General features: G+C 70.1%; 18 protein-coding genes. 8 read left to right on the top strand and 10 right to left on the bottom strand.

Annotated features, from left to right (window positions below; genetic code table 11):
* Positions 1-132 precede the first annotated feature (132 nt).
* Positions 133-579, top strand: coding sequence for a universal stress protein (locus NKT36_RS16380; RefSeq protein WP_327053458.1), 447 nt, complete (start codon positions 133-135; stop codon positions 577-579).
* A 94-nt stretch (positions 580-673) separates the two neighbouring features.
* Positions 674-1,726, top strand: coding sequence for a hypothetical protein (locus NKT36_RS16375; RefSeq protein ID WP_327053457.1), 1,053 nt, complete (start codon positions 674-676; stop codon positions 1,724-1,726).
* Positions 1,727-1,750: 24 nt separating this feature from the next.
* Here NKT36_RS16375 and NKT36_RS16370 read toward each other — a convergent pair whose 3' ends face one another.
* Positions 1,751-4,060, bottom strand: coding sequence for a PAS domain S-box protein (locus NKT36_RS16370; RefSeq protein WP_327053456.1), 2,310 nt, complete (start codon positions 4,058-4,060; stop codon positions 1,751-1,753).
* Between the two features lie 225 nt (positions 4,061-4,285).
* Between NKT36_RS16370 and NKT36_RS16365 the strand changes: the two genes are divergently transcribed.
* Positions 4,286-4,993: a DUF502 domain-containing protein gene (locus NKT36_RS16365; protein ID WP_327053455.1), complete on the top strand. Its 708-nt coding sequence runs from the start codon at positions 4,286-4,288 to the stop codon at positions 4,991-4,993.
* Positions 4,994-5,189: 196 nt separating this feature from the next.
* Here NKT36_RS16365 and NKT36_RS16360 read toward each other — a convergent pair whose 3' ends face one another.
* Complete coding sequence (locus tag NKT36_RS16360; protein ID WP_327053454.1) at positions 5,190-6,428, bottom strand: Zn-dependent hydrolase; 1,239 nt, start codon at positions 6,426-6,428, stop codon at positions 5,190-5,192.
* Positions 6,429-6,768: 340 nt separating this feature from the next.
* Between NKT36_RS16360 and NKT36_RS16355 the strand changes: the two genes are divergently transcribed.
* The 3 genes from NKT36_RS16355 to NKT36_RS16345 all read left to right on the top strand — a co-directional run bounded on the left by NKT36_RS16355 (position 6,769) and on the right by NKT36_RS16345 (position 9,964).
* Complete coding sequence (locus tag NKT36_RS16355) at positions 6,769-7,518, top strand: ABC transporter ATP-binding protein (RefSeq protein ID WP_327053453.1); 750 nt, start codon at positions 6,769-6,771, stop codon at positions 7,516-7,518.
* Positions 7,518-8,753 carry an ABC transporter permease gene (locus NKT36_RS16350; RefSeq protein ID WP_327053452.1) on the top strand — a complete coding sequence of 412 codons (1,236 nt, stop codon included), beginning with the start codon at positions 7,518-7,520 and terminating at the stop codon, positions 8,751-8,753. Before NKT36_RS16355 ends, NKT36_RS16350 begins: the two co-directional genes overlap by 1 nt.
* 287 nt (positions 8,754-9,040) lie before the next feature.
* Positions 9,041-9,964, top strand: coding sequence for an alpha/beta hydrolase (locus tag NKT36_RS16345; protein WP_327053451.1), 924 nt, complete (start codon positions 9,041-9,043; stop codon positions 9,962-9,964).
* On the opposite strand, the gene NKT36_RS16340 is transcribed toward NKT36_RS16345, so the two are convergent.
* From NKT36_RS16340 to NKT36_RS16325, 4 genes are all read right to left on the bottom strand, one after another.
* The gene (locus NKT36_RS16340; protein ID WP_327053450.1) at positions 9,961-10,668 is read right to left on the bottom strand and encodes a helix-turn-helix domain-containing protein; all 708 of its coding nucleotides are present in this window, start codon (positions 10,666-10,668) and stop codon (positions 9,961-9,963) included. The genes NKT36_RS16345 and NKT36_RS16340 overlap by 4 nt on opposite strands.
* Positions 10,669-10,737: 69 nt before the next feature.
* Positions 10,738-11,169 (bottom strand): hypothetical protein, encoded by a 432-nt coding sequence (locus NKT36_RS16335; protein ID WP_327053449.1) that lies wholly within the window; start codon positions 11,167-11,169, stop codon positions 10,738-10,740.
* 118 nt (positions 11,170-11,287) lie between these two features.
* Positions 11,288-11,815 (bottom strand): peptide-methionine (S)-S-oxide reductase MsrA, encoded by a 528-nt coding sequence (msrA, locus tag NKT36_RS16330; protein ID WP_327053448.1) that lies wholly within the window; start codon positions 11,813-11,815, stop codon positions 11,288-11,290.
* A gap of 88 nt (positions 11,816-11,903) precedes the next feature.
* Positions 11,904-12,647, bottom strand: coding sequence for an SIR2 family NAD-dependent protein deacylase (locus NKT36_RS16325; RefSeq protein WP_327053447.1), 744 nt, complete (start codon positions 12,645-12,647; stop codon positions 11,904-11,906).
* 130 nt (positions 12,648-12,777) lie between these two features.
* Here NKT36_RS16325 and NKT36_RS16320 point away from each other — a divergent pair, with 130 nt between their 5' ends.
* Both NKT36_RS16320 and NKT36_RS16315 read left to right on the top strand, forming a co-directional pair.
* Positions 12,778-13,623, top strand: a complete 846-nt coding sequence (locus tag NKT36_RS16320; protein ID WP_327053446.1) for an aldo/keto reductase — start codon at positions 12,778-12,780, stop codon at positions 13,621-13,623.
* A 93-nt stretch (positions 13,624-13,716) separates the two neighbouring features.
* Complete coding sequence (locus tag NKT36_RS16315) at positions 13,717-14,247, top strand: DUF6789 family protein (RefSeq protein WP_327053445.1); 531 nt, start codon at positions 13,717-13,719, stop codon at positions 14,245-14,247.
* Positions 14,248-14,296: 49 nt separating this feature from the next.
* On the opposite strand, the gene NKT36_RS16310 is transcribed toward NKT36_RS16315, so the two are convergent.
* The 4 genes from NKT36_RS16310 to NKT36_RS16295 form a co-directional block, all read right to left on the bottom strand.
* Positions 14,297-14,932, bottom strand: coding sequence for a class I SAM-dependent methyltransferase (locus NKT36_RS16310; protein ID WP_327053444.1), 636 nt, complete (start codon positions 14,930-14,932; stop codon positions 14,297-14,299).
* 51 nt (positions 14,933-14,983) lie between these two features.
* Positions 14,984-17,002 (bottom strand): DEAD/DEAH box helicase family protein, encoded by a 2,019-nt coding sequence (locus tag NKT36_RS16305; protein WP_327053443.1) that lies wholly within the window; start codon positions 17,000-17,002, stop codon positions 14,984-14,986.
* 96 nt (positions 17,003-17,098) lie between these two features.
* Positions 17,099-18,691, bottom strand: a complete 1,593-nt coding sequence (locus NKT36_RS16300; protein WP_327053442.1) for a glycosyltransferase — start codon at positions 18,689-18,691, stop codon at positions 17,099-17,101.
* A gap of 70 nt (positions 18,692-18,761) precedes the next feature.
* Positions 18,762-19,319: a thioredoxin family protein gene (locus NKT36_RS16295; protein ID WP_327053441.1), complete on the bottom strand. Its 558-nt coding sequence runs from the start codon at positions 19,317-19,319 to the stop codon at positions 18,762-18,764.
* Positions 19,320-19,334: the final 15 nt, after the last annotated feature.

The raw sequence follows: 19,334 nt of genomic DNA, 5'->3' as shown, positions 1-19,334 counted from the left end.
ACGCCTCTTTCGGCCGGCGAACTGCCCGACCGAACGTCCATCGCGACCGACGAACTGTACAGCCGCCGGAGCTATCGACGTTCGGACGGGAGTACCAGTTTATTTATCACGACGACGTGAGAGAGTGCTGATATGGAACGAGCACTCGCCGTCGTCGAAGGGTCCGAGTCCGCGAAACAGCTGGTGCACGAAGCAGGTGAGCTCGCGTCGGGCGTCGGTGCCGACCTCGTGCTGGTCCACGTCACCACCACCGAGGAGTACGAGTCGACGCGCACCTCGCTCGAGCAGATCCCGTCGATAGAGACCTCCTACACCGCTGGGCAGGCACTCGAGGGCGCACGGCAGTTCGCGGCCGACATCGGGCGCGAGATGCTGGAGGACGTCGACGTCGAGTGGGAGGCAGTCGGCCGCCTCGGCGACGAACGCGAGGAGATCCTCGACGCAGCGGAGGAGTACGACTGCGACCACGTGTTCGTCGCGGGCGAGAAGCGGTCGCCCGCCGGCAAGGCGCTGTTCGGCGACGCGACCCAGGCCATCATCCTCGACTTCGACGGCACGGTGACGGTCGTCACCGAGTAGCGACCGCCAGGGTCCACTCGTTTTCCGGACAGCAGATCCGAGCAGCGACGCGTGCAACGGGGACCGTTAACTCGCTGCGCGCAAACACACGACCATGACTCTCTACGAGCGGGTCGCCGACCTGCCACTCGTCGTCGACCGCGTCGAGTTCGAACAGCACGAACGCGACACGTCGAGCGGGTTCACGCGCGTCACGACCGAGGTGGTCCTGCACGGCGACGGTGAAGTCGGCCGCGGCGAGGACGTCACCTACGACGAGGACGACCAGCGCGCGCTCCCCGACCTGGACGCCGACCTCGCGGGCGAGTACGCCTTCGACGAGTTCTCGACGACCCTGGGCGAGCGCAACCTCTTCCCGACCGGTCCTGGCCGCGACGACTTCCGCGAGTACCGCCGCTGGGGGTTCGAGAGCGCGGCGCTCGACCTCGCGCTCCGCCAGGCCGACCGCGACCTGCCGGGCGTGCTCGACCGCGACCCGGAGCCGGTGCGGTTCGTCGCGAGCACGAACCTGGGCGACCCACCGACGACCGACCGCGTCGAACGCTGGCTGGACCACGACCCGACACTGGAGTTCAAGCTCGACGCGAACCCCGAGTGGGACGCCGAGCTCGTCGCCGACCTCGCGGAGACCGGGGCGGTCCAGGTCGTCGACGTGAAAGCCCAGTACGGCGAGGCGGAGGTGAACCAGCCCCCGGACGCCGACCTCTACCGCGTGGTGCGCGAGGGCCTGCCGGACGCGCTCGTCGAGGACCCGGCGGTCACCGACGAGACGATGGCCGTGCTCGAAGCGGCAAGCGAGCGCGTCACCTGGGACGCGCCCATCCACGGCGTCGAGAGCGTCGAGGCACTGCCGTTCGAACCCGACTGGCTGAACGTCAAGCCCTCGCGGTTCGGGAGCGTCGCGTCGCTGTTCGAGACGCTGGAGTACTGCGACCGCCGCGGCATCCAGACGTACGGCGGCGGCCAGTTCGAACTCGGCGTGGGCCGCGGCCAGATACAGCTGCTCGCCGCGCTGTTCTACCCCGACGCGCCGAACGACGTCGCACCGAAACGGTACAACGACCCCGAACCGACGGCCGGTCTGCCGCGAAGCCCGCTCGACGCGCCCGCCCCGGACGACGTGGTCGGGTTCCGGTGGGAGCGGTAGCGACCGGGTGCGACGGCGCGGCCGTCACTCCGAGACGATCTCGAAGCACGCGCCGCCGCGTTCGCCCTCGCAGACGTCGACGGTCCAGCCGTGGGCCTCGGCGATGCCCTTCACGATGGAGAGGCCGAGACCGGAGCCGTCCGCGGCGGTGGTGTGTCCGTGCTCGAAGACGGTGTCGCGCTGCTCCGGCGGGATGCCGGGGCCGTCGTCGGCGACGTAGAAGCCGGTCCGGTCCGTCCGCTGATCGGACCCGTCGGATTCGGACGAACCGCCGTCCGCGTTCGCCGGTTTCGACCGGCGCTCCGCACCGCTCGCGGCGAGCCGGCCGACGCGGACGGTCGGGGCGGGACCGGCGTGTTCGACCGCGTTCCGGAACAGGTTCTCGAACAGCTCCCTGAGTCGTCCCTCGTCCGCCTCGACGTCGACGGAGTCCTCGACGACGAGCGACGCCTCTTCGGTCTCGACGGTCGCCCACGCCTGCTGGACCACGGGCTCGAGCTCCACGGGTTCGGTCTCGTCGACGACCTGTCCCTGGCGGGCCAGCGTGAGCAGGTCGCCGACGAGGTCCTCCATCCGGCCGAGCGCGTTCGCCGTCTTCTCGAAGTGGTGGTCGTCACCGCGCTCCGCGGCGAGTTCCAGGTGGCCCTGGGCGACGTTCAGCGGGTTGCGCAGGTCGTGTGAGACGACGCTCGCGAACTCCTCGAGGCGCTCGTTCTGGCGTTCGAGTTCTCGCTTGCGTTCCTTGCGCTCGGTCACGTCGCGCGCCGAGCCGAGCTGCGCCGTCTCGCCCTCGTAGGTGATGACCCGGACGGAGAACTCCAGGTGGCGCACCTCGCCGCCCTTGGTCACGATGCGAGCCTCGTAGTGTGGCGGGTGGTTCCCGCGGACCCGTTCGCGGGCGATGCGCCGGACGCGCTCGCGCTCGTCGGGGTGCAACAGGTCCCAGACCGCCATCTCGTACAGCTCGTCTCGCGAGTATCCGGTGAGCTCGGTCGCCCGCTGGTTGGCGAACACGAACTCGTCGTCGCGGTAGATGTAGATGGCGTCGTGGCTCTGCTCGACGAGCGTGCGGTACTTCTCCTCGCTCTCCCGCAGCGCCTCCTGCGAGCGGACGCGCCGCAGCGCCTCGGCAGCGTGAGAGAGCAACAGCTCCGCCAGTTCGCGGTCCTCGTCGTCGAACGCCCCGACCTCCCGGGAGCCGGCCTGGAACACGCCAAGGTCGCCCATCGGGACGCTGAGCAGCGAGCGGTACTCCGACTGGACGGGCCTGGCATCCGCGTCGGCCTGGATGTCGTCGATGACGAACGACGCCTCGTTCTGGTGGGTCTTCCCCGCGATCCCCTCGTCGGCCGGGAGCGTGGTGAAGCCGTCGTCGGCCATCCCGGACGACGTGACCTTCGGGACGATGTAGCCGTCCTCGACGACGTCGACGCCGCAGGTGTCGAACTCCAGGATGCTCTCGGCGGCCTCGACCGTCAACACGAAGATCTCGTCTTCGGTCTGGCAGGCCTCCATCTCGGAGGCGACCTCGTGGAGTTCCTCGATCTTCTGTTTCTCCTCGCGCAGCGCCGCCTTCATCTCCTCGTGCTCCTCGATGCTGCGGAGGACGCCGACCGTGCCGTGGAACTCCTCGCCGTCGCGGAGCAGCCCGATGCGGGTCTCGCAGGAGATCCGCCGTCCGTCGGCGGTGTTGAGCGTCATCGGGAGCATCCCGACGTCGCGCTCGTCGTCGACCAGCAGGTCGCGGATGAGCTGCTCACCCTGGGCGACGTCCTCCTCGTCCAACAGCAACGAGACGTGCTCGCCGACGAGGCGTTCGCGGTCGTACCCGGACAGTTCCGGGAGCGTGTCGTTCACCGCCGTGATGTTGCCTGCCCGGTCCAGCGTGTACACGCCGTCGCCCATCGCCTGGACGATGGAGCGATAGCGGTTGAACTGCTTGCGCGGTCGGACGTTCTCGTCCATCGCGCGCCGTATCTCCGCCACGAGCGCGTCCAGGCGTTCCTCGTCCGTCTCCGACGGGACGTAGCCCGTCGCACCGGCAGTGATGGCCTCGCTCGCGACGCGCTCGTCTCCGGACGTCGTGCACAGGACGACGGGCAGGTCCGGGTGCTGCTCCCTGACGGCCTCCAGGAGGCCGAGCCCGTCAGACTCCCCCAGCGCGTACCCGCTGACGACGCAGCCCGCGCCGCCGTCGGCGAGTGCGGCCAGGACGGAATCGGGCGTCGTGGCCGTCGTGACCACGGCGTCGCCGAGGCGGGCATCGAGGTGCGCCGGCGCGACGCCCGTGTCGGAGTGGGGGTCGACGTACAGCACCCGAGTGTCCTCTGTCATTGTATCGTCTTCCTGATTGGTTACGCGGTAGTATCCCTAATAATTGATGGTATTCGGGGAACGTTCACATAGGTCGAAGCGACGTCGCGACTGACCGGAGGTACAGCTAGATAGCTATCCAGATATCCGAACGGGCACGCCGACGTCCCACGTGGACGGCGCACGGAAGCGACGCTTGCGTGTGCAGGCACCATCGCCTCGGTGGTCGACGACGTTCTCCGGCGAATGGGAGTCCCGGACCTCGAGCCGACCCAGCCGACGCTGTACCAGCGCGTTCGCGAGACGATGCTCACCGGCGTCACCGTCGTCGTCCCGCTGCTGATCACGGCCTACGTCGTCGTCGCGCTCCTCGACTTCGTCGCGAACATGCTCGTCCCGCTCGTCGAGGTGGTCCCGGTCGACTCGGTGGCCATCGTCGGCGGCGTCACCGTCTCGGTCGTGGCCGCCCTCGTCTTCCTGACGGGCACCGTCGCCAACTCGCCGTTCGGCGACCGGGCCATCGACGGCGTCGACGACGCCGTCGGCCGCGTGCCGGGCATCGGCGCCGTCTATCGGAGTTTCAGGCGGATGGGCGACGTCATGCTCGAGAGCGACGCCGACAACTTCCGCGACGTGCGACTCCTGGAGTTCCCGACCGACGACTCCTACACCGTCGCGTTCGTCACCGCCGACACTCCGGACGGCATCTGCGAGGCGACCGGTAACGACGCGATGACGACCGTCTTCCTCCCGATGGCACCCAACCCGGTCATGGGCGGGTTCGTCGTCAACGTCCCGGAGGACCGTCTCCAAGACGTCGACATGACCGTCGAGGAGGCGTTCCGAACCGTCGTCACCAGCGGCGTCGGCATCGACGCGGCGAGCCACGGGCGCGACGGCCTCTCGGAGAACGAGCTCAGGGACCTGACCCTGACCGACCAGCAACGCGAGTAGCACCTGCCGACCCCTGTGCCGGCGGGGATGACAGCCTCGCCGTCGGCGTCGTCGTCCTTCTCGTCAACGGAATCGACCGCGTCACGGAAGTGGTTGGCGTCGAACCTGGAACCCTCAGCTACGCGGGATTCGCAACCGTAGCCGCCGTTGTGCTCGGACTTCGGGTCCGGGGGAACGGCCCCGCTAACGCGGGCGCTCACGCACCCGCCAGGTCGGCGAGCGCGCCCGCGAGCACCCGGGTCGCGGTCGCACAGTCGTCCCAGTCGGTCCACTCGGCAGGGTTGTGGGAGATGCCGTCCTCCGAAGGAGCGAAGAGGAGGCCGGCGTCGGTGACGTTCGCGACGTGCATCGTGTCGTGGGCCGCCCCGGAGTGGAGCGCGAGCGTCTCGATTCCCGCGGACTCCGCCGCCGCGGTGGCGGCCTCGCGTACCCGTTCGCTCATCGCCGTCGGGCGCAGGTCGAACTCCCGTTCGAGATGCGTCTCGACACCGCGTTCGTCCTCGAGGCGCGCCAGCGCGTCGGCGGCCCGGTCGACGATCTCGTTCATCGCGTCGTAGTCGACGTCGCGCACGTCGACCCCCATCTCGACGCGCCCGGGAACGACGTTCGTCGCGTTCGGTCGCACGTCGAGGCTGCCGACCGTCCCGACCGCCGTCTCGCTGTCGACCTCGTTCGCGGCGCGCTCGACGGCGGTCACGAACTCGCTCGCTGCCACCAGAGCGTCCCGGCGCTCGTCCATCGGCGTCGCGCCGGCGTGGTTCGCCTTGCCCCGCACGGTCACGTCGCAGTGGGTGATGCCCGTGATCGTGGTGACGACGCCGACGGGAACCCCGGCGCGTTCGAGGCGCTCGCTCTGCTCGACGTGCAGTTCCAGCCAGGCGTCCCACTCGCTCGCGTCGAGACGCCCCTCGCCGCGGAATCCTATCGATTCGAGCGCCGACGCCAGGGCCGTCCCCTCGTCGTCTTCCAGCGCGAGCGCGTCCGCGACCGACCGCTCGCCGACAGCCACCGACGACCCAAGCAGGCCGTCCGCGAACCGCTGGCCCTCCTCCTCGGTGAACGACACCACCTCGACGGGGCGGTCGGGCGCGAGGTCCGCGTCCTGCATGGCCCGCACCGCCTCCAGGGCGGCGTAGACGCCGAGCGGCCCGTCGAAGATGCCGCCCGCCGGAACAGAATCGAGGTGGCTCCCCGCGGCGACCGGCGCGGCGTCCGGGTCCGCGCTCGGCGGCGTCCACCGTCCAGCGACGTTGCCGACGGCGTCCACCCGCACGTCGAGTCCGGCGTCCTCGAATCGGTCCACGAGTTGCTCGCGGGCCGCCCGATTCGGTTCGGTGCCCGTGAGGACGGTGCGGCCGTTGCCCTCGCCGTCGAGTGCGCCGAACTCGGCGTTCGCCTCGACGTCCTCGCGAAGTCTCGCTCCGTCGACCTTCATGCGTCGAGCGACGGACGCCGCCGGCATGAGTGTAGGGGACGCACGGTGTCGGTCCGCGATGCGGCGACGACGAAGAAGGAACGACCTGACGGGAGCCGACGGCACGCGCATCGGCTCAGGTAGTGACTACCGCGGCGTCGACGGACGGGTGACAACGGATTGAGGCTCGCGGTCGGAACTGCGTCAGGAGCGACCGGCGCTCGGTGACCGTGAGACAACTCCCGGTCGGCGGACGAACGACCGGCGGAGGGCAGTCGCCGACGCCGCCCGCGATTAATTTTTCGCGGCCGGAACGGGGGAGATGGGCCAGGGTTTAGACGCTCGGGATGCTACAGCGCCTATGACCGCCAGCCACTCGGCTGTCGGGTCCGAAGGGGGGCCGGACGACGCGGTGAAGCTAGAGGGCGTCCGAAAGACGTACCACCTCGGCGAACCGGTACACGCGCTCGACGGGGTCGACATCTCCATTCCACGGGGGGCGTACACCGCGGTAATGGGACCCAGCGGGTCGGGAAAGAGCACCCTTCTGAATCTCATCGGCTGTCTCGACACGCCGTCCGAGGGAACCCTCCACGTCAACGGCCGCGAGGTGACGGGGCTCTCCGAATCCGAGCTGACGAAGGTCCGGGGCGAGGAGGTGGGGTTCGTCTTCCAGACGTTCAACCTGATGCCGCGACTGACGGCCATCGAGAACGTCGCGCTCCCGCTGGTCTTCCAGGGCGTGAGTCGTACGGAGCGCCGCGACCGGGCGCGCGACCTGCTCTACCAGGTCGGCCTCCGCGGACGGGAGGACCACCGACCGAACGAACTGTCCGGCGGGCAGCGCCAGCGCGTCGCCGTCGCCCGCGCACTCGCGAACGACCCCGCAATCGTCCTCGCCGACGAACCGACCGGGAACCTCGACAGCGACACGGGCCGCCAGATAATGCGGCTTTTCCAGGAGCTGCACGACGACGGCCACACCGTCCTCATGGTGACCCACGAGCGCCACATCGCGGAGCACGCCGACAGCATCATCCACATCCTGGACGGCCACGTCGAGCGCATCGAGGAGATCGAGACACCGCGTCGCGTCGAGGAGGCGCGGTAATGGGCCCGGCCGAGACGCTCCGCATGAGCCTCCGGTCCATCCGGGGGCACAAGGTCCGGTCGTCGCTGTCGGCGTTCGGCGTCGTCATCGGCATCGCCGCCGTCATCACGCTCGCCACGCTCGGCACCAGCCTGCAGGCCGACATCGTCGGCCAGGTCGCCGGGGACCGCGCGCCGAACATGTACGTCTGGGCCGGTCCGTCGAACGGCCAGCCCGGCGTCGCCGCACAGCCGGTGTTCACCCAGCACGACGTCGAACGACTTCGCGCGCTCGACGGCGTCGCGACCGTCGTCCCGCGGGGCGTCGTCGCCGCCACGGCCATCACCTACAGGGGGAGCACCGTCAGCCAGCAGGGCGTCGTCGCCACCCAGCCCGCCCAGTTCGACGGCGCGGCGTTCGCCGCCGGCGGGTCGTTCGAGCAGGGGTCCCGTGAGGTCGTCCTCAACCCGCTCGCAGCGCGCATGTTCGACGACACCGCGACGGTCGGCGACGAGGTGACCGTCCGCCTGGCCGACGGGCGCGAGGTGTCCGCCACGGTCGCCGGCGTGCTCAACAGTTCGACGGGCATCGGCCAGTTCGGGGGGCAGGCCCGCCAGCCGCAGGTGTACGTCCCGACCGACCCGTTCTACGACCGGACAGTCCGGAGTCCGACCCAGGGGACCGAACAGCGCGTCTACCCGCTGCTGACCGTCGTCGCGGCCGACCACGAGTCCATCCCGACCACCCAGTCGGCGGTCGAACGGTACCTCGCCGGCCCGTCCGACGCCGACCGGCTCCGGCCGAACAGCTACGGGATGAACGTCCGGACCGACCAGGACCTCGTCCAGCAGGTCCGGGAGATCCTGAGCACGCTGACGGCGTTCGTCACCGGCATCGCCGTCGTCTCGCTCGTCGTCGCGTCGCTCGGCATCGCCAACGTCATGCTCGTGTCGGTCACCGAACGCACCCGCGAGATCGGCATCATGAAGGCCGTCGGCGCGCAGAATCGCGACGTCCTCCAGCTCTTTCTGGTGCAGGCCGTCCTCCTCGGCTTCGTCGGGGCGCTCCTCGGGGTCGCGCTCGGCGCGCTCGGCGGCCTCGTCGCCACCGACTACGTCGGCCTCCCGCTGGTGTTCGCGTTCGAATGGGTCCCCATCGCCATCGCCGTGGGCATCGGCGTGGGCGTCGTCACCGGGCTCTACCCGGCGTGGAGCGCGGCCCGCGTCGACCCCATCGACGCGCTCCGATACGAGTGACCGGCGAGGAGCGCAATTTTTCGCGCTAGACGCCGCAGGAGCGGCCGCGCTGTAACCGCCGTCACCCCGGCGCGCAGGGTCTCGGAGAGGTGCGGAGAGGAGAGGTGCGGAGAGGAGAGGTGCGGAGAGGAGAGGTGCGGAGAGGAGAGGTGCGGAGAGGAGCGCTCATTTCAACCCTGGACTTTTCAGGGATCGTGGGCGTTGATAACACCCATGGCAGGACGGAGCAAACGGTCGCGACCGGCGAGTGACGGCAGAACCAGATCGAGCGGAGCCGGAGGTGTGCAATGGTGACGCTCACGGCACACGACGTGACCGCGGCAGACGGGACCCGCCTGCGGGTGTGGGAGCGGTCGACGGACGAAGTCGGCGCAGAGGCAGTACTCTTCCTCCACGGCGGCATCACCTGCTCGAAGGCGCTGTTCGCGCCGCCGGTGCCGGACGACGACTCCTACTCCTGGCTAGCGGACGCCGCCGCGCGCGGGCGGACCGCGTTCGCGGTCGACGTTCGGGGGTACGGCGAGAGCGAGGGCCCGCCGGAGATGGAGGAACCGCCGGAAGCGAACGGACCGCCGGTGCGGGCGCGCGACGCCGTCGCGGACGTGCGAGCGGCCTTCGAATTCGTCCGCGGGCGGTTCGACGTGGTCCACCTCGTCGGCGTGTCGTGGGGGACGATGACCGGCGGCGTCTTCGTCGCCGAGAACGACTCCGACGTCGCCTCCCTGACGCAGTGCGCGCCGGTGTACCGCGCGCCGTACGACTTCGCGGAGGGGATGGCCGCGATGGGCCTCGACACGGACCTCGACGCCTACTACGTCCAGGAGCGGGAGACGGTCGAGCAGCGCCAGGCGGGCGGCGTCGACGACGAACTGTTCGAGGCCGTCTGGCGCACGCAGGTCGAGTCGGGACAGGGCCTCGAGTGGAAGGACGCCTACGTCGCCCAGACCGGGGCGCTGGCGGACGTGCGGGCGGCCTGCGAGGACGACCCCGTGTACGACGCGGGCGAGATCGACGTCCCGACGCTCGTTATCAGAGGTTCAGACGACGCGACGTCGCAGCGCAGCGACGCCCTGTCGCTGTACGACGAACTCGACCTGGCGGAGGCGCAACGGGAGTACGCGGAGATCGGCAGCGGGGGCCACTTCCTGGTCCACGGCCCGCGGCGTGGGGCGCTCTACGCGACGGTCGCGGACTTCCAGGGCCGGAGCTAGTCCTCGTCCAGTTCGTCGAGCGCCTCGACGACGCGTTCGATCATCTTCCGCTGGCCGCGCCGGAGGTTCTTCGAGACGGCGGGTTTGGAGACGCCGAACTCGTCGGCGAGGTTGCCCAGCGTCGCCGAGCGCGGGCTCTGGAAGTAGCCGTCCGACACCGCCCGTTCGAGGGTCTCGCGCTCGGTCTCCGAGAGGTCGCGACACCCTTCGATGAGCGTCATCGCAGCGCCCGCGTTCTGGACGAGCGACTGCAGGTCCGGGAGGTCGGCCGACTCGCGCGCGACGACGTCGAACTCGTTGTGCCACTCCAGTTGCGCCAGCGCGTCGTCGGCGGTGTCGTCGTGGTCGAAGCCGACGTGCCAGAGCTCGCTGCCGTCCTCGATGTAGAACGGCCCGGTGATGTAGCCGTCGTGGTCGCGGATGGCCGCCATCGCCTCGGTCTCCGCGATGGCCGTCCGGATGTGGGCGACGTTGTCCCGCTTCGAGAGCAGCGAACAGTCGTGCATGTTGTCGTGGGCCTGGAGCGCCTGGAGCCCGGAGTCGAGTTCCACCCTGTCGTCGCCTTCGACGACCAGTCGGGTCTCCAGTTCCCGCGCGGCGCGGTCGAAGTCCCAGTGGATCGCCGAGTACGTCACCCCGTAATCGTCGGACGTGTCGATGAACGGGCAGTCGTACTGCTCCATGTCCATCGTGATGTCGATCATTGGTGTTGTCCTTGCTAGCGCTGGCCATACGTCAGCCATAGTAAAATAGTTTCTTTCCTGGGTGACCCCCTACGCCGTCAGGAGTTTCACCACGACGGCGACGACGAACAGACCGCCGACGAGCCAGAGTCCCGCGAGCGCCGCGGTCGCGCTGCCGACGCCGCGGTGACGGACCGACTCGTAGGTTCCCCAGAAGGCGAACCCGCCGAACATGACGGCGGTGACGATGCCCATCGCGAGCCAGGCGCTGCGCCGCACCACGCCCGCGGGGCCGGCGACGTACAGGACCGCACCCCCGCCGACGCCGAGCGCGAGCAGGAGGAAAGCCCACAGCCAGGTCGTCGGACTCTGCATCGTCGCTTCCGCAGCGTCGAACCCGTCGCGCTCCTCGCTCGGCGGGGCGTAGACCCGCCAGTCGCGCGAGCGGGCGAGCGTCGCGGCGAGCGCCACGAGGGCGATACCGAACAGGGCCGCGCTGGCGAGGTAGACCGGGGACGCCATACCGAACGTTCTTTCGTGTACGTCGCGGAGCATAAGCGTTACTCCGCGGAAGGGTCCAGACTGAACTTCTGACAACAGCGAACGCGAAGCGGTAGAAAAGCGGGCGGCGAGCCGCGGCTCAGGCCTGCTCCAGCTTACTCTGGAACTTCTCGCGCACCTTCTCGACCTTCGGCGCGGCGTGCATCTGGCAGTAGGCGTCGTTGGGGTTCTTCTCGAAGTAGTCCTGGTGGTACTCCTCGGCCTCGTAGAACTCCTCGAGCGGCGCGAGTTCGGTCACGACGTCGTCCTCGTACTCCTCGTCGAGCGCCGCGACGTACGCCTCGACCTGTTCGCCCTGCTCGTCGTCGTGGTAGAGAACGATAGAGCGGTACTGCGTGCCGACGTCCGGCCCCTGGCGGTTGAGCTGGGTCGGGTCGTGCGTGGCGAAGAAGACCGCCAGCAGTTCGTCGTAGGAGACGACGTCGGGGTCGAACTCGACCTGGACCACCTCGGCGTGCCCGGTGTCCCCGGAGCACACCTGCTCGTAGGTCGGGTCCTCGACGTGGCCGCCGGCGTAGCCCGACGTGACGGACTCGACGCCGTCGAGTTCCTTCATCGCCGCCTCGGTACACCAGAAGCACCCGCCGCCGAACGTTGCCGTGGTCATCACGACCCGCTAGGTGTCCGAGTCGTATGTATGTGACGAGCAACGACGAGGTCCGCGCCCGCAGAAGGCTGTCGGAGGCGGAAACGGACTAGACGGCGTCGGCGAGCGCGGGCAACACGTCGGTCACGTCGTCACGGAAGCGGGCGTCGGCGCGGTCGTCGAACGGCGTCGAATCGAGGTTGACGACCGCGGTCGTCGCGCCGCCGTCCGCCGCCATCCGGGGGAGCGACGCCGCGGGTTCGACCGTGAGCGACGACCCGGCGGCGACGAAGACGTCCGCCCGGCGGGCCCACGACCGCGCCTGCGAGAGGTCCATCTGCGGCAGTTGCTCGCCGAACAGGACCACGTCGGGCTTGAGAAGGCCGCCACAGTCATCGCAGCGCGGCGGCACCGCCTCGCCCGCTCGCACGCGCTCGTGGACCGGCCCGGCGTCGGACCGGCGGCCGCAGGACTCGCAGACGACCCGGTCGGCGTTGCCGTGGAGTTCGACGAGGGCGGCGGGCGTGCCGACGTGCAGGCCATCGGTGTTCTGCGTGACGACGGCGTCGACGTGACCCGCGTCCGCGAGGTCGTCGATGGCGTCGTGGGCCGCGTTCGGTGCCACACCGTCACCGAACATCGTCTCGTGGAGGTCGACGCGCTCGGTCCAGAAGCCGGCGGGGTCCGACCGGAAGCGGTCGTAGTGGAAGTCCGCCGGGTCGAAGCGGTTCCAGACGCCCGATTCGCTCCGGAAGTCCGGGATGCCGGACGCAGTGCTGACGCCGGCCCCGGTGAAGGCGACGACGTCGTCCGCGTCGCGGACCGCCGCCGCGAGGTCCGTCACGCTCTGCATACGCCGCCGTATGTCCGGCGCGGTTGTATACCTGTGGAAGTCGCGCGGTCACGTCGACGGCGTCGTCCGTCACACCCTCGACGCTGGCGCCGCCGAAAGAGGTTCCGTGACCGCGGACGACGCCCGTGGTATGACGCTGGACAACCGGAGCGACACGTTCGACATCGGCGGCGAGCGAACCGTCCACCGCCTGGGCTACGGCGCGATGCGGCTGACCGGCGAGGACATCATCGGCACGCCCGACGACGAGACGGCGGCGCGACACGTCCTCCACGAAGCCATCGCGCGTGGCGTGAACTTCGTCGACACCGCCGACTCGTACGGCCCCTGCGTCAGCGAGCGCATCGTCGGCGAGGCGCTCCACCCGTACCCGGACGACCTCGTCGTCGCGACGAAGGGCGGCCTGCTCCGCAACGACGACGGCGACTGGATACCGAACGGCGACCCCGACTACCTCCGGAACGCCGTCCTGAGGAGCCTCGACCGCCTCCGGGTCGACAGCATCGACCTCTACCAGCTCCACCGGCCCGATCCGGACGTCGACCTCGAGGACTCCGTGCACGCACTGGCCGAGCTGAAGGACGAGGGGAAGATCGACCACGTCGGGCTGAGCAACGTGGACGTCGACCAGCTGGAGCGCGCCCGGGACATCGTCGACGTCGCGACCGTGCAGAATCGGTACAACGTCGCACACCGCGAGGACGCCGACGTGCTCGCGGCCTGCGAGGACGCCGGCGTCGGGTTCATCCCGTGGTACCCGATGGCCGCGGGCGAACTCGGCGAGCGGGGCGACGCGCTCGCGGCGGTCGCCGAGCGACGCGACGCCTCCCAGTACCAGGTCGCGCTGGCGTGGCTGCTCGAGCGCTCGCCGGTGATCCTCCCCATCCCCGGCACGTCGAGCGTCGACCACCTGCGCCAGAACGTCGCCGCCTCGCACGTCGACCTCACCGAGGACGACATGACGGCGCTGGAGTGACGCTGGCCGTCGATTACCGCTTCACCGCCTCTCGAACCGCTACAGAGACGTTGGGGTGAACGCTTTTACCCACGGGAGCCGTTACCATCTAACATGGACGATAGTGAAACACAGGGGTCCGTCGAGATGGAGATAGAGGCCGACGAGGTGGCGGAACCGGACTTCGACAACCTCGTCGGCATCGTCACCGACGGACTCATCGGTGCGGTCGGCGGCCTCGTCGGCACGGCGGTGATGACGGCCGTGCTACTCGTCGCGGCGACGCTCGGGGGCTTCGAGTTCGCGTCGTTCTCGGACCTCGCCGAACTCACCGGTGCCGGCGCGGTGCTGCCGTGGGACGCCGCCGCCGTCGGGTACGTCATCTTCCTGCTCGGCGGGATGGTGACCTGGCCGCTGCTGTTCGCGTCCATCGGGTCGTACCTCCCCGGCGAGGAGTTCGCCATCAAGGGCCTGCCGTACGGGTTCGTCCTCTGGACCGGCTTCGCACCCGCGTTCTACGAGGGGTACACCGGCGCCGTGCTCGTCGTCTACCTCGTGATGACGCTGCTCGGTCACCTCGCCTACGGGTTCTCGCTCGGCTCGGTGTTCGACTACCTCTCGAGTCGGCCGTCGACGCTGGTCTGAGCGCGCCCAGTTCCAGACCGGCCGCTACGTTCTTCCGACGCAGTACCGCTCACGCCGCCGGTCGGCGCGCGCGGACGACGACGAACGACCCCTCGCCGTACCCGTCCTCGACGGGGCCAGGCGCGTCCATCTCGCCCGGGAACTCGAAGACGGTCTGGGCGAACGCGAGGTCCTCGAAGCCGGCGGCGTCGAGTTCGGCCGCGAGGTCGTCGGTCGAGACGAAGACGGCGTCGCGGTAGAACGGGTTCTCCGCCTTCATCTCCTCGTAGCGCCGTCCCAGCGGACTCGTCTCGTCGACGAAGCCGACCACGAGCGCGCCGCCGGGGCGCAGGACGCGCCGGGCCTCCCGGAGCGTCGCCGGCACGTCGTCGACGAAGCAGATGGTCGTGACGACCAGCGCGCTGTCGAACGTCGCGTCGGCGAACGGGAGCGCCTCGGCCACGCCGCGGACCGCGGTCACGCCGCGGTCGCGCGCCCGCGAGAGCATCGCCTCGGCGGGGTCGACGCCGTACTCGACGCCGAGCGGCGCGGCGAACCGCCCGCTCCCGACGCCGACCTCCAGGCCCGTCCCCGACGGGAGCAGGCGGTCGACGGCGTCCAGTTCCGACTGGTAGGCGTGTTCGTGGGCCTCGAACCAGTCCTCGTAGCGGTCGGTGTGTCGTTCGAAGGGTTGCGTCGTCGGCACGATGGCCGGGGGTAGAACGGGCGGCCGTATCAGCGTGCCGCCCGACCCGGGTCAGTCGTCGACGCGCTCACCGTCATTCGTGTCGGCGTTCGCCGTGTCTGCGTCCGCCCCGTCGGCGTCCGCCCCGTCGGCGTCCGCCCCGTCGGCGTCCGGACGGTCCGTCGCGTGGCGGGAAGCGTCCGCCGCGACCGTCTCGTTCACCCGGACGCCCTTCGAGGCGAGGTGCTGCAACTGCTGGCGGGCGAACTCCTCCTCGCGCGTCCCGCGGGTCGCCAGCACGTACATCCGCGCGCGGCCGGCGGGGCGCATCGTCCGACCGGCGCGCTGGGCACCCTGGCGACGGGAGCCGCCGAGGCCGGAGGCGACGACGGCGAGTTCGGCGTCCGGCAGGTCGATGCCCTCGTCGCCGACGCGGGAGACGACCAGCGTGTCGAGGCGGTCGTCGCGGAACGACTGGAGGTGGCGCTCGCGCTCGGCGTGGCGCATCTCGCCGGAGACGAAGGGCACCCCGAGCGCGTCGGCGATGGCCTTCCCCTGCTCGATGTACTCGACGAAGACCAGCGCCTTCGCTTCGGGGTGTTCGGCCAGCAGGAAGCGCACCTCCGCTATCTTCGCGGGGTTGGAGGCCGCGACGCGGCGCTTCTCGTGGCGCTCGGCGCTGGCGTACTCGTCGTGGTAGGTCGCGTCGTCCCAGGGGACGTAGCGGATCTCGACCTCGGGTTCGGCGACGTAGCCCGCGTCGAACAGCGCGTCCCAGTCGGTGCCGATGGGCGGCCCGATGAGGGTGAATATCTCCTTCTCGCGGTCGTCCTCGCGGACCGGCGTCGCCGACAGGCCGAGTCGGTGGCGGGTCTGGAGGTCCGCGCTCCGGCGGAACACCTTGCTCGGGATGTGGTGGACCTCGTCGTAGACGATGAGCCCCCAGCGGCGCTGCTCGAACAGCTGGCGGTGGCGGTCCATGCCCGCGGTCTGGTAGGTGGCGATGGTGACGGGGCGGACGTTCTTCTCGCCGCCGTGGTACTCGCCGACCTGGTCGGGCGCGAGCGAGGTGTTCGCGAGCAGTTCCTCGCGCCACTGGCCCGCCAGTTCGCGGCCCGGCACCAGTATCAGGGTCTCGCCGCCGACGGCCTCGACGATGCCCATCCCGGCCACCGTCTTCCCGCTGCCCGGCGGCCCGACGAGCACGCCGGACTTCACGTCGAGGAACTCCTCGACCCAGCCGCGCTGGTAGCCGCGCAGGTCCATGTCCAGTTCCAGGTCCAGGTCGTCGCCTTCCTCCAGGTCGCGCTCGTCCTGCACCGGGTAGCCCGCCTCGTAGAGAACCCGCTTCACCTCGGCGACCTTCTCCTCGGCGACCCAGCTCTCGTCGTCCGCGATGGGTGCGCGCAGGTGGCTCTCGTCGAGCTTCTGGCGCGCCACGTTGCCCATCAGCTCGTCGCTGGCCGCTTGCAGGACGGTGTAGCCGTCCTCGTGGGTGTACAGCGTGAACTGGTGGGCGCGCTTGTACTGCTCCGCGACGAACGCCTCCAGGTGCTCGGACCGTTCGGGCAGCACCTGCCGGACCGTCCGCAACAGGGAGTCGAGGTCGTCGTACGGCGCCTGCCAGACGTCCTCCTGGCGGACGACGTAGCGGTAGCCGCCCGACCCCGTCGTGTCGGCGAGGTGGGCGAACTGCGACAGCTGCGCGCGGGTGAACTGCGTCGGCTGGTCGACGATCACCTCGCGGCGCTCGGGGAAGACGACGACGCGCTCGCGGTCGGCCAGCCGTTCGAGCTCCGTCGGGAACCAGACCACCGGGTCGCCAGCCACGTCCATCCGCGAGACGTCGCCCGCTTCTTCGAGGTCGTCCAGCGCGGCGCTCGCCCACTCCTGGGTGCAGTCGAGCGTCCGCGCCAGTTCCTCGGCGGTGACGACGGGGCGACCCATCGCCTCGACGGCGTCGTGGACCGCCGAGAGGTCGACCTCGTCCGTCGAGGCGTCCGCGTCCCCGTCGGTCGATGCGCCGGCCGACGCTCCGGCGTCGATCGCCTGCTCCCCCGGCTCCTGGTGTTCGTGGTCCTCGTCGGTCACTGTCCACCGGTTCGGGCGCGGCCGGGATACGGGTTACGTCTTCGTAGCAGGAACGGCAAAAGCGCGGGAAGCAGAGGTTCGTGGACGATGCGGCGTTCACTTCGCGGCCGGCGTCGACCGGCGCGTCGGCGTCACCCGGCGGAGTCGGGAGCCGAGCAGGTAGCCGATCACGCCGAAGACGCCCCCGTACAGCAGTGCCATCTCGAACAGGAACGCGATGGAGTAGTGGGGGACGGGCATCGCCGTCAGCCAGTGGTTGGCCGCCCAGCCGACGACCGGCCCGCTGGCGAGCAGCACCGACGGGACGACGCCGGCGTCGAACGCCGCGCTCAGCGCCGCCAGCGCGACGAGGGCGACGGTCGCGAGCAGGAAGAGCTCGCTGACGCCGCCGCTGTACGTCGGCAGCGACCGCTGGATGGGCCAGTAGAGCCCGTGGACAGCGACCTGGTGGCCGACGACCCCGGCGAGCACGGAGCCGGCGGCGGTCGACGTCGCCGCCGACCGGGCCGACCCGACCAGCCGCGACGCGGCGGCAGACGCGAACTCCCGCGTCGTCGACGGCGAATCGGACGCCACACCGCGCGTCGACGCGGTTGCGGGCGACCCCCCGTCGGCAGAGGTGGCGGCCGACCCCCCGGACGAGGAGGCAGCGGCCGAGGGTGCAGCGCCGACGGACGAGGGCGTCGAACCGGCGACCGTCGGCCGCTCGGACTCGCGGGTCGCCGCGCCGGCTGCGTCTTCGCCCAGATCGTCGATGACGCGCTCGGCGACGGTGTCCGCGCCGTTCTCGAAGTCGGGCGACGCGGGCGGCGACTCGACGGCGTCGAGGACGTCGAGCGGGCCGTCAGCCACCGTGAAGCCGGCTGTGTCGAAGCGGTCGATCCAGTCGGCGACGGCCTCCTGTTCGTCCGTCGCGGGGTCGACGATGCACGGCGTCCCGGCGACGGCGGCGTCCATGATGGTCGAGTAGCCGGAGCAGACGACGGCGTCCGCGCCGCGGATGTACGGGAGCAGCGACGGGACCGGGTCCCAGTCGTCGTCCGCGACGTTGACGACGTCGTACCCGCGGTCCCGGAGGTGGTCGGCAACCCGGTCGAGGTCGGAGAAGTAGCTCGGCACGACGACCACGTCCGCGGCGTCGATCGCCGCGACGTCGCCTTCGAGCGCGACGGGGGGAACGCGGGTCGCTGCGGCAGGGTCGATCTCCGATCGCGGCCAGATGGCCGGGTAGAAGAACTCCCGCGAGGTGGCGAGCTGGAACTTCGTGTGGAACCGCGCGCCCGAGCGCTCGATGGGGTCGCGGTAGAGGCCGGGGACGTCGTGTTTCAGGGTGTACAGCGGCACGTCGGTCCGGGAGGCGGCCATCGCGGCGAACATGTCGTCGGTGACGAGCGCGTCCGGCTCGGTCTCGCGTAGCCAGCCGAGGTAGTCTTTCGTCCGGCCGGCGCTCGCCGGGACGCTCTGCGTGAGCACCTTCCCCAGCGACCCGCCCTGGTAGGTGTCGACGTAGTCGACGGTGCGCGGCTCGAACGCGTCGTACCCGTTGAGCGAGACGAACTCCGAGCCAGCGCCGCCGCCGGCCATACGGACATCGACGCCGCGGGCCTCGAGCGCGTTCGCGATGGCGAGCATGCGCGTCGCGTGACCCGCGCCTTCGGGGTAGTGTGCGACTGCGACTGTGGAGGGCATGAGTCGAGACGTCTCCGTTAGGTGTGACTCCCGGCCCCGACAAATCAAATTTGCGTTACACCTCCGTCGTTCACTTCCACTTGATGGAACAACCGCGCGAGGGCATGAACTCCAGGTCGACCGTCTCGCCCGCGAGCACGGCGTCGATTGCGTCGCGGACGTAGAACTCCGTCGGTTCGTCGTCGGGGTTGAGCGCGTCGTCGAGTCGACCGTGGTACGCGAGGGTGAACTCGCCGTCCTCGTTGCGGAGCAGGAAGGGGTCGGGCGTACAGACCGCGCCGTACGCCTCCGCGAACGACTGGTCCTCGTCGCGGAGGTAGGCGTCGTACCGGATCGTCCCGTCCTCGACGCGCTCGACCATCGTCTCGAAGGAGTCCTCGGGGTACTCCTCGGCGTCGTTCGGGTTGACGCCGACGACCGCGACGTCGTCGTACTCCGCCGCGAGGTCGTTGAGGAGGTCGAACTTCGCCTGCGCGTACGGGCAGTGGTTGCAGGTGAACACGACCAGTACGGCGTCGTAGTCGTCGAAGTCGGCCAGCGCGTGCGTCTCGCCGTCGACGCCCGGGAGCTCGAAGTCGGGGGCTCGTTCGCCGCGCGCGATCGTCTCGTCGGACTCTTTCATGACCATACCGTCAGTTGGTGC

The organism is Halomicrococcus gelatinilyticus (assembly GCA_024227995.1).
GTDB lineage: Archaea > Halobacteriota > Halobacteria > Halobacteriales > Haladaptataceae > Halomicrococcus > Halomicrococcus gelatinilyticus.
The sequence above is the reverse complement of the archived record's forward strand: the minus strand, read 5'-3'. Positions and strand labels throughout refer to the sequence as shown.

Coding starts and splice junctions, on each gene's coding strand:
- NKT36_RS16300 (WP_327053442.1), bottom strand. CDS start 18,691: ATGCCCTCCACAGTCGCAGTCGCACACTACCCCGAAGGCGCGGGTCAC.
- NKT36_RS16340 (WP_327053450.1), bottom strand. CDS start 10,668: ATGATCGACATCACGATGGACATGGAGCAGTACGACTGCCCGTTCATC.
- NKT36_RS16315 (WP_327053445.1), top strand. CDS start 13,717: ATGGACGATAGTGAAACACAGGGGTCCGTCGAGATGGAGATAGAGGCC.
- NKT36_RS16380 (WP_327053458.1), top strand. CDS start 133: ATGGAACGAGCACTCGCCGTCGTCGAAGGGTCCGAGTCCGCGAAACAG.
- NKT36_RS16370 (WP_327053456.1), bottom strand. CDS start 4,060: ATGACAGAGGACACTCGGGTGCTGTACGTCGACCCCCACTCCGACACG.
- NKT36_RS16325 (WP_327053447.1), bottom strand. CDS start 12,647: ATGCAGAGCGTGACGGACCTCGCGGCGGCGGTCCGCGACGCGGACGAC.
- NKT36_RS16335 (WP_327053449.1), bottom strand. CDS start 11,169: ATGGCGTCCCCGGTCTACCTCGCCAGCGCGGCCCTGTTCGGTATCGCC.
- NKT36_RS16365 (WP_327053455.1), top strand. CDS start 4,286: ATGGGAGTCCCGGACCTCGAGCCGACCCAGCCGACGCTGTACCAGCGC.
- NKT36_RS16375 (WP_327053457.1), top strand. CDS start 674: ATGACTCTCTACGAGCGGGTCGCCGACCTGCCACTCGTCGTCGACCGC.
- NKT36_RS16295 (WP_327053441.1), bottom strand. CDS start 19,319: ATGGTCATGAAAGAGTCCGACGAGACGATCGCGCGCGGCGAACGAGCC.
- NKT36_RS16355 (WP_327053453.1), top strand. CDS start 6,769: ATGACCGCCAGCCACTCGGCTGTCGGGTCCGAAGGGGGGCCGGACGAC.
- NKT36_RS16345 (WP_327053451.1), top strand. CDS start 9,041: ATGGTGACGCTCACGGCACACGACGTGACCGCGGCAGACGGGACCCGC.
- NKT36_RS16360 (WP_327053454.1), bottom strand. CDS start 6,428: ATGAAGGTCGACGGAGCGAGACTTCGCGAGGACGTCGAGGCGAACGCC.
- NKT36_RS16350 (WP_327053452.1), top strand. CDS start 7,518: ATGGGCCCGGCCGAGACGCTCCGCATGAGCCTCCGGTCCATCCGGGGG.
- msrA (WP_327053448.1), bottom strand. CDS start 11,815: ATGACCACGGCAACGTTCGGCGGCGGGTGCTTCTGGTGTACCGAGGCG.
- NKT36_RS16320 (WP_327053446.1), top strand. CDS start 12,778: ATGACGCTGGACAACCGGAGCGACACGTTCGACATCGGCGGCGAGCGA.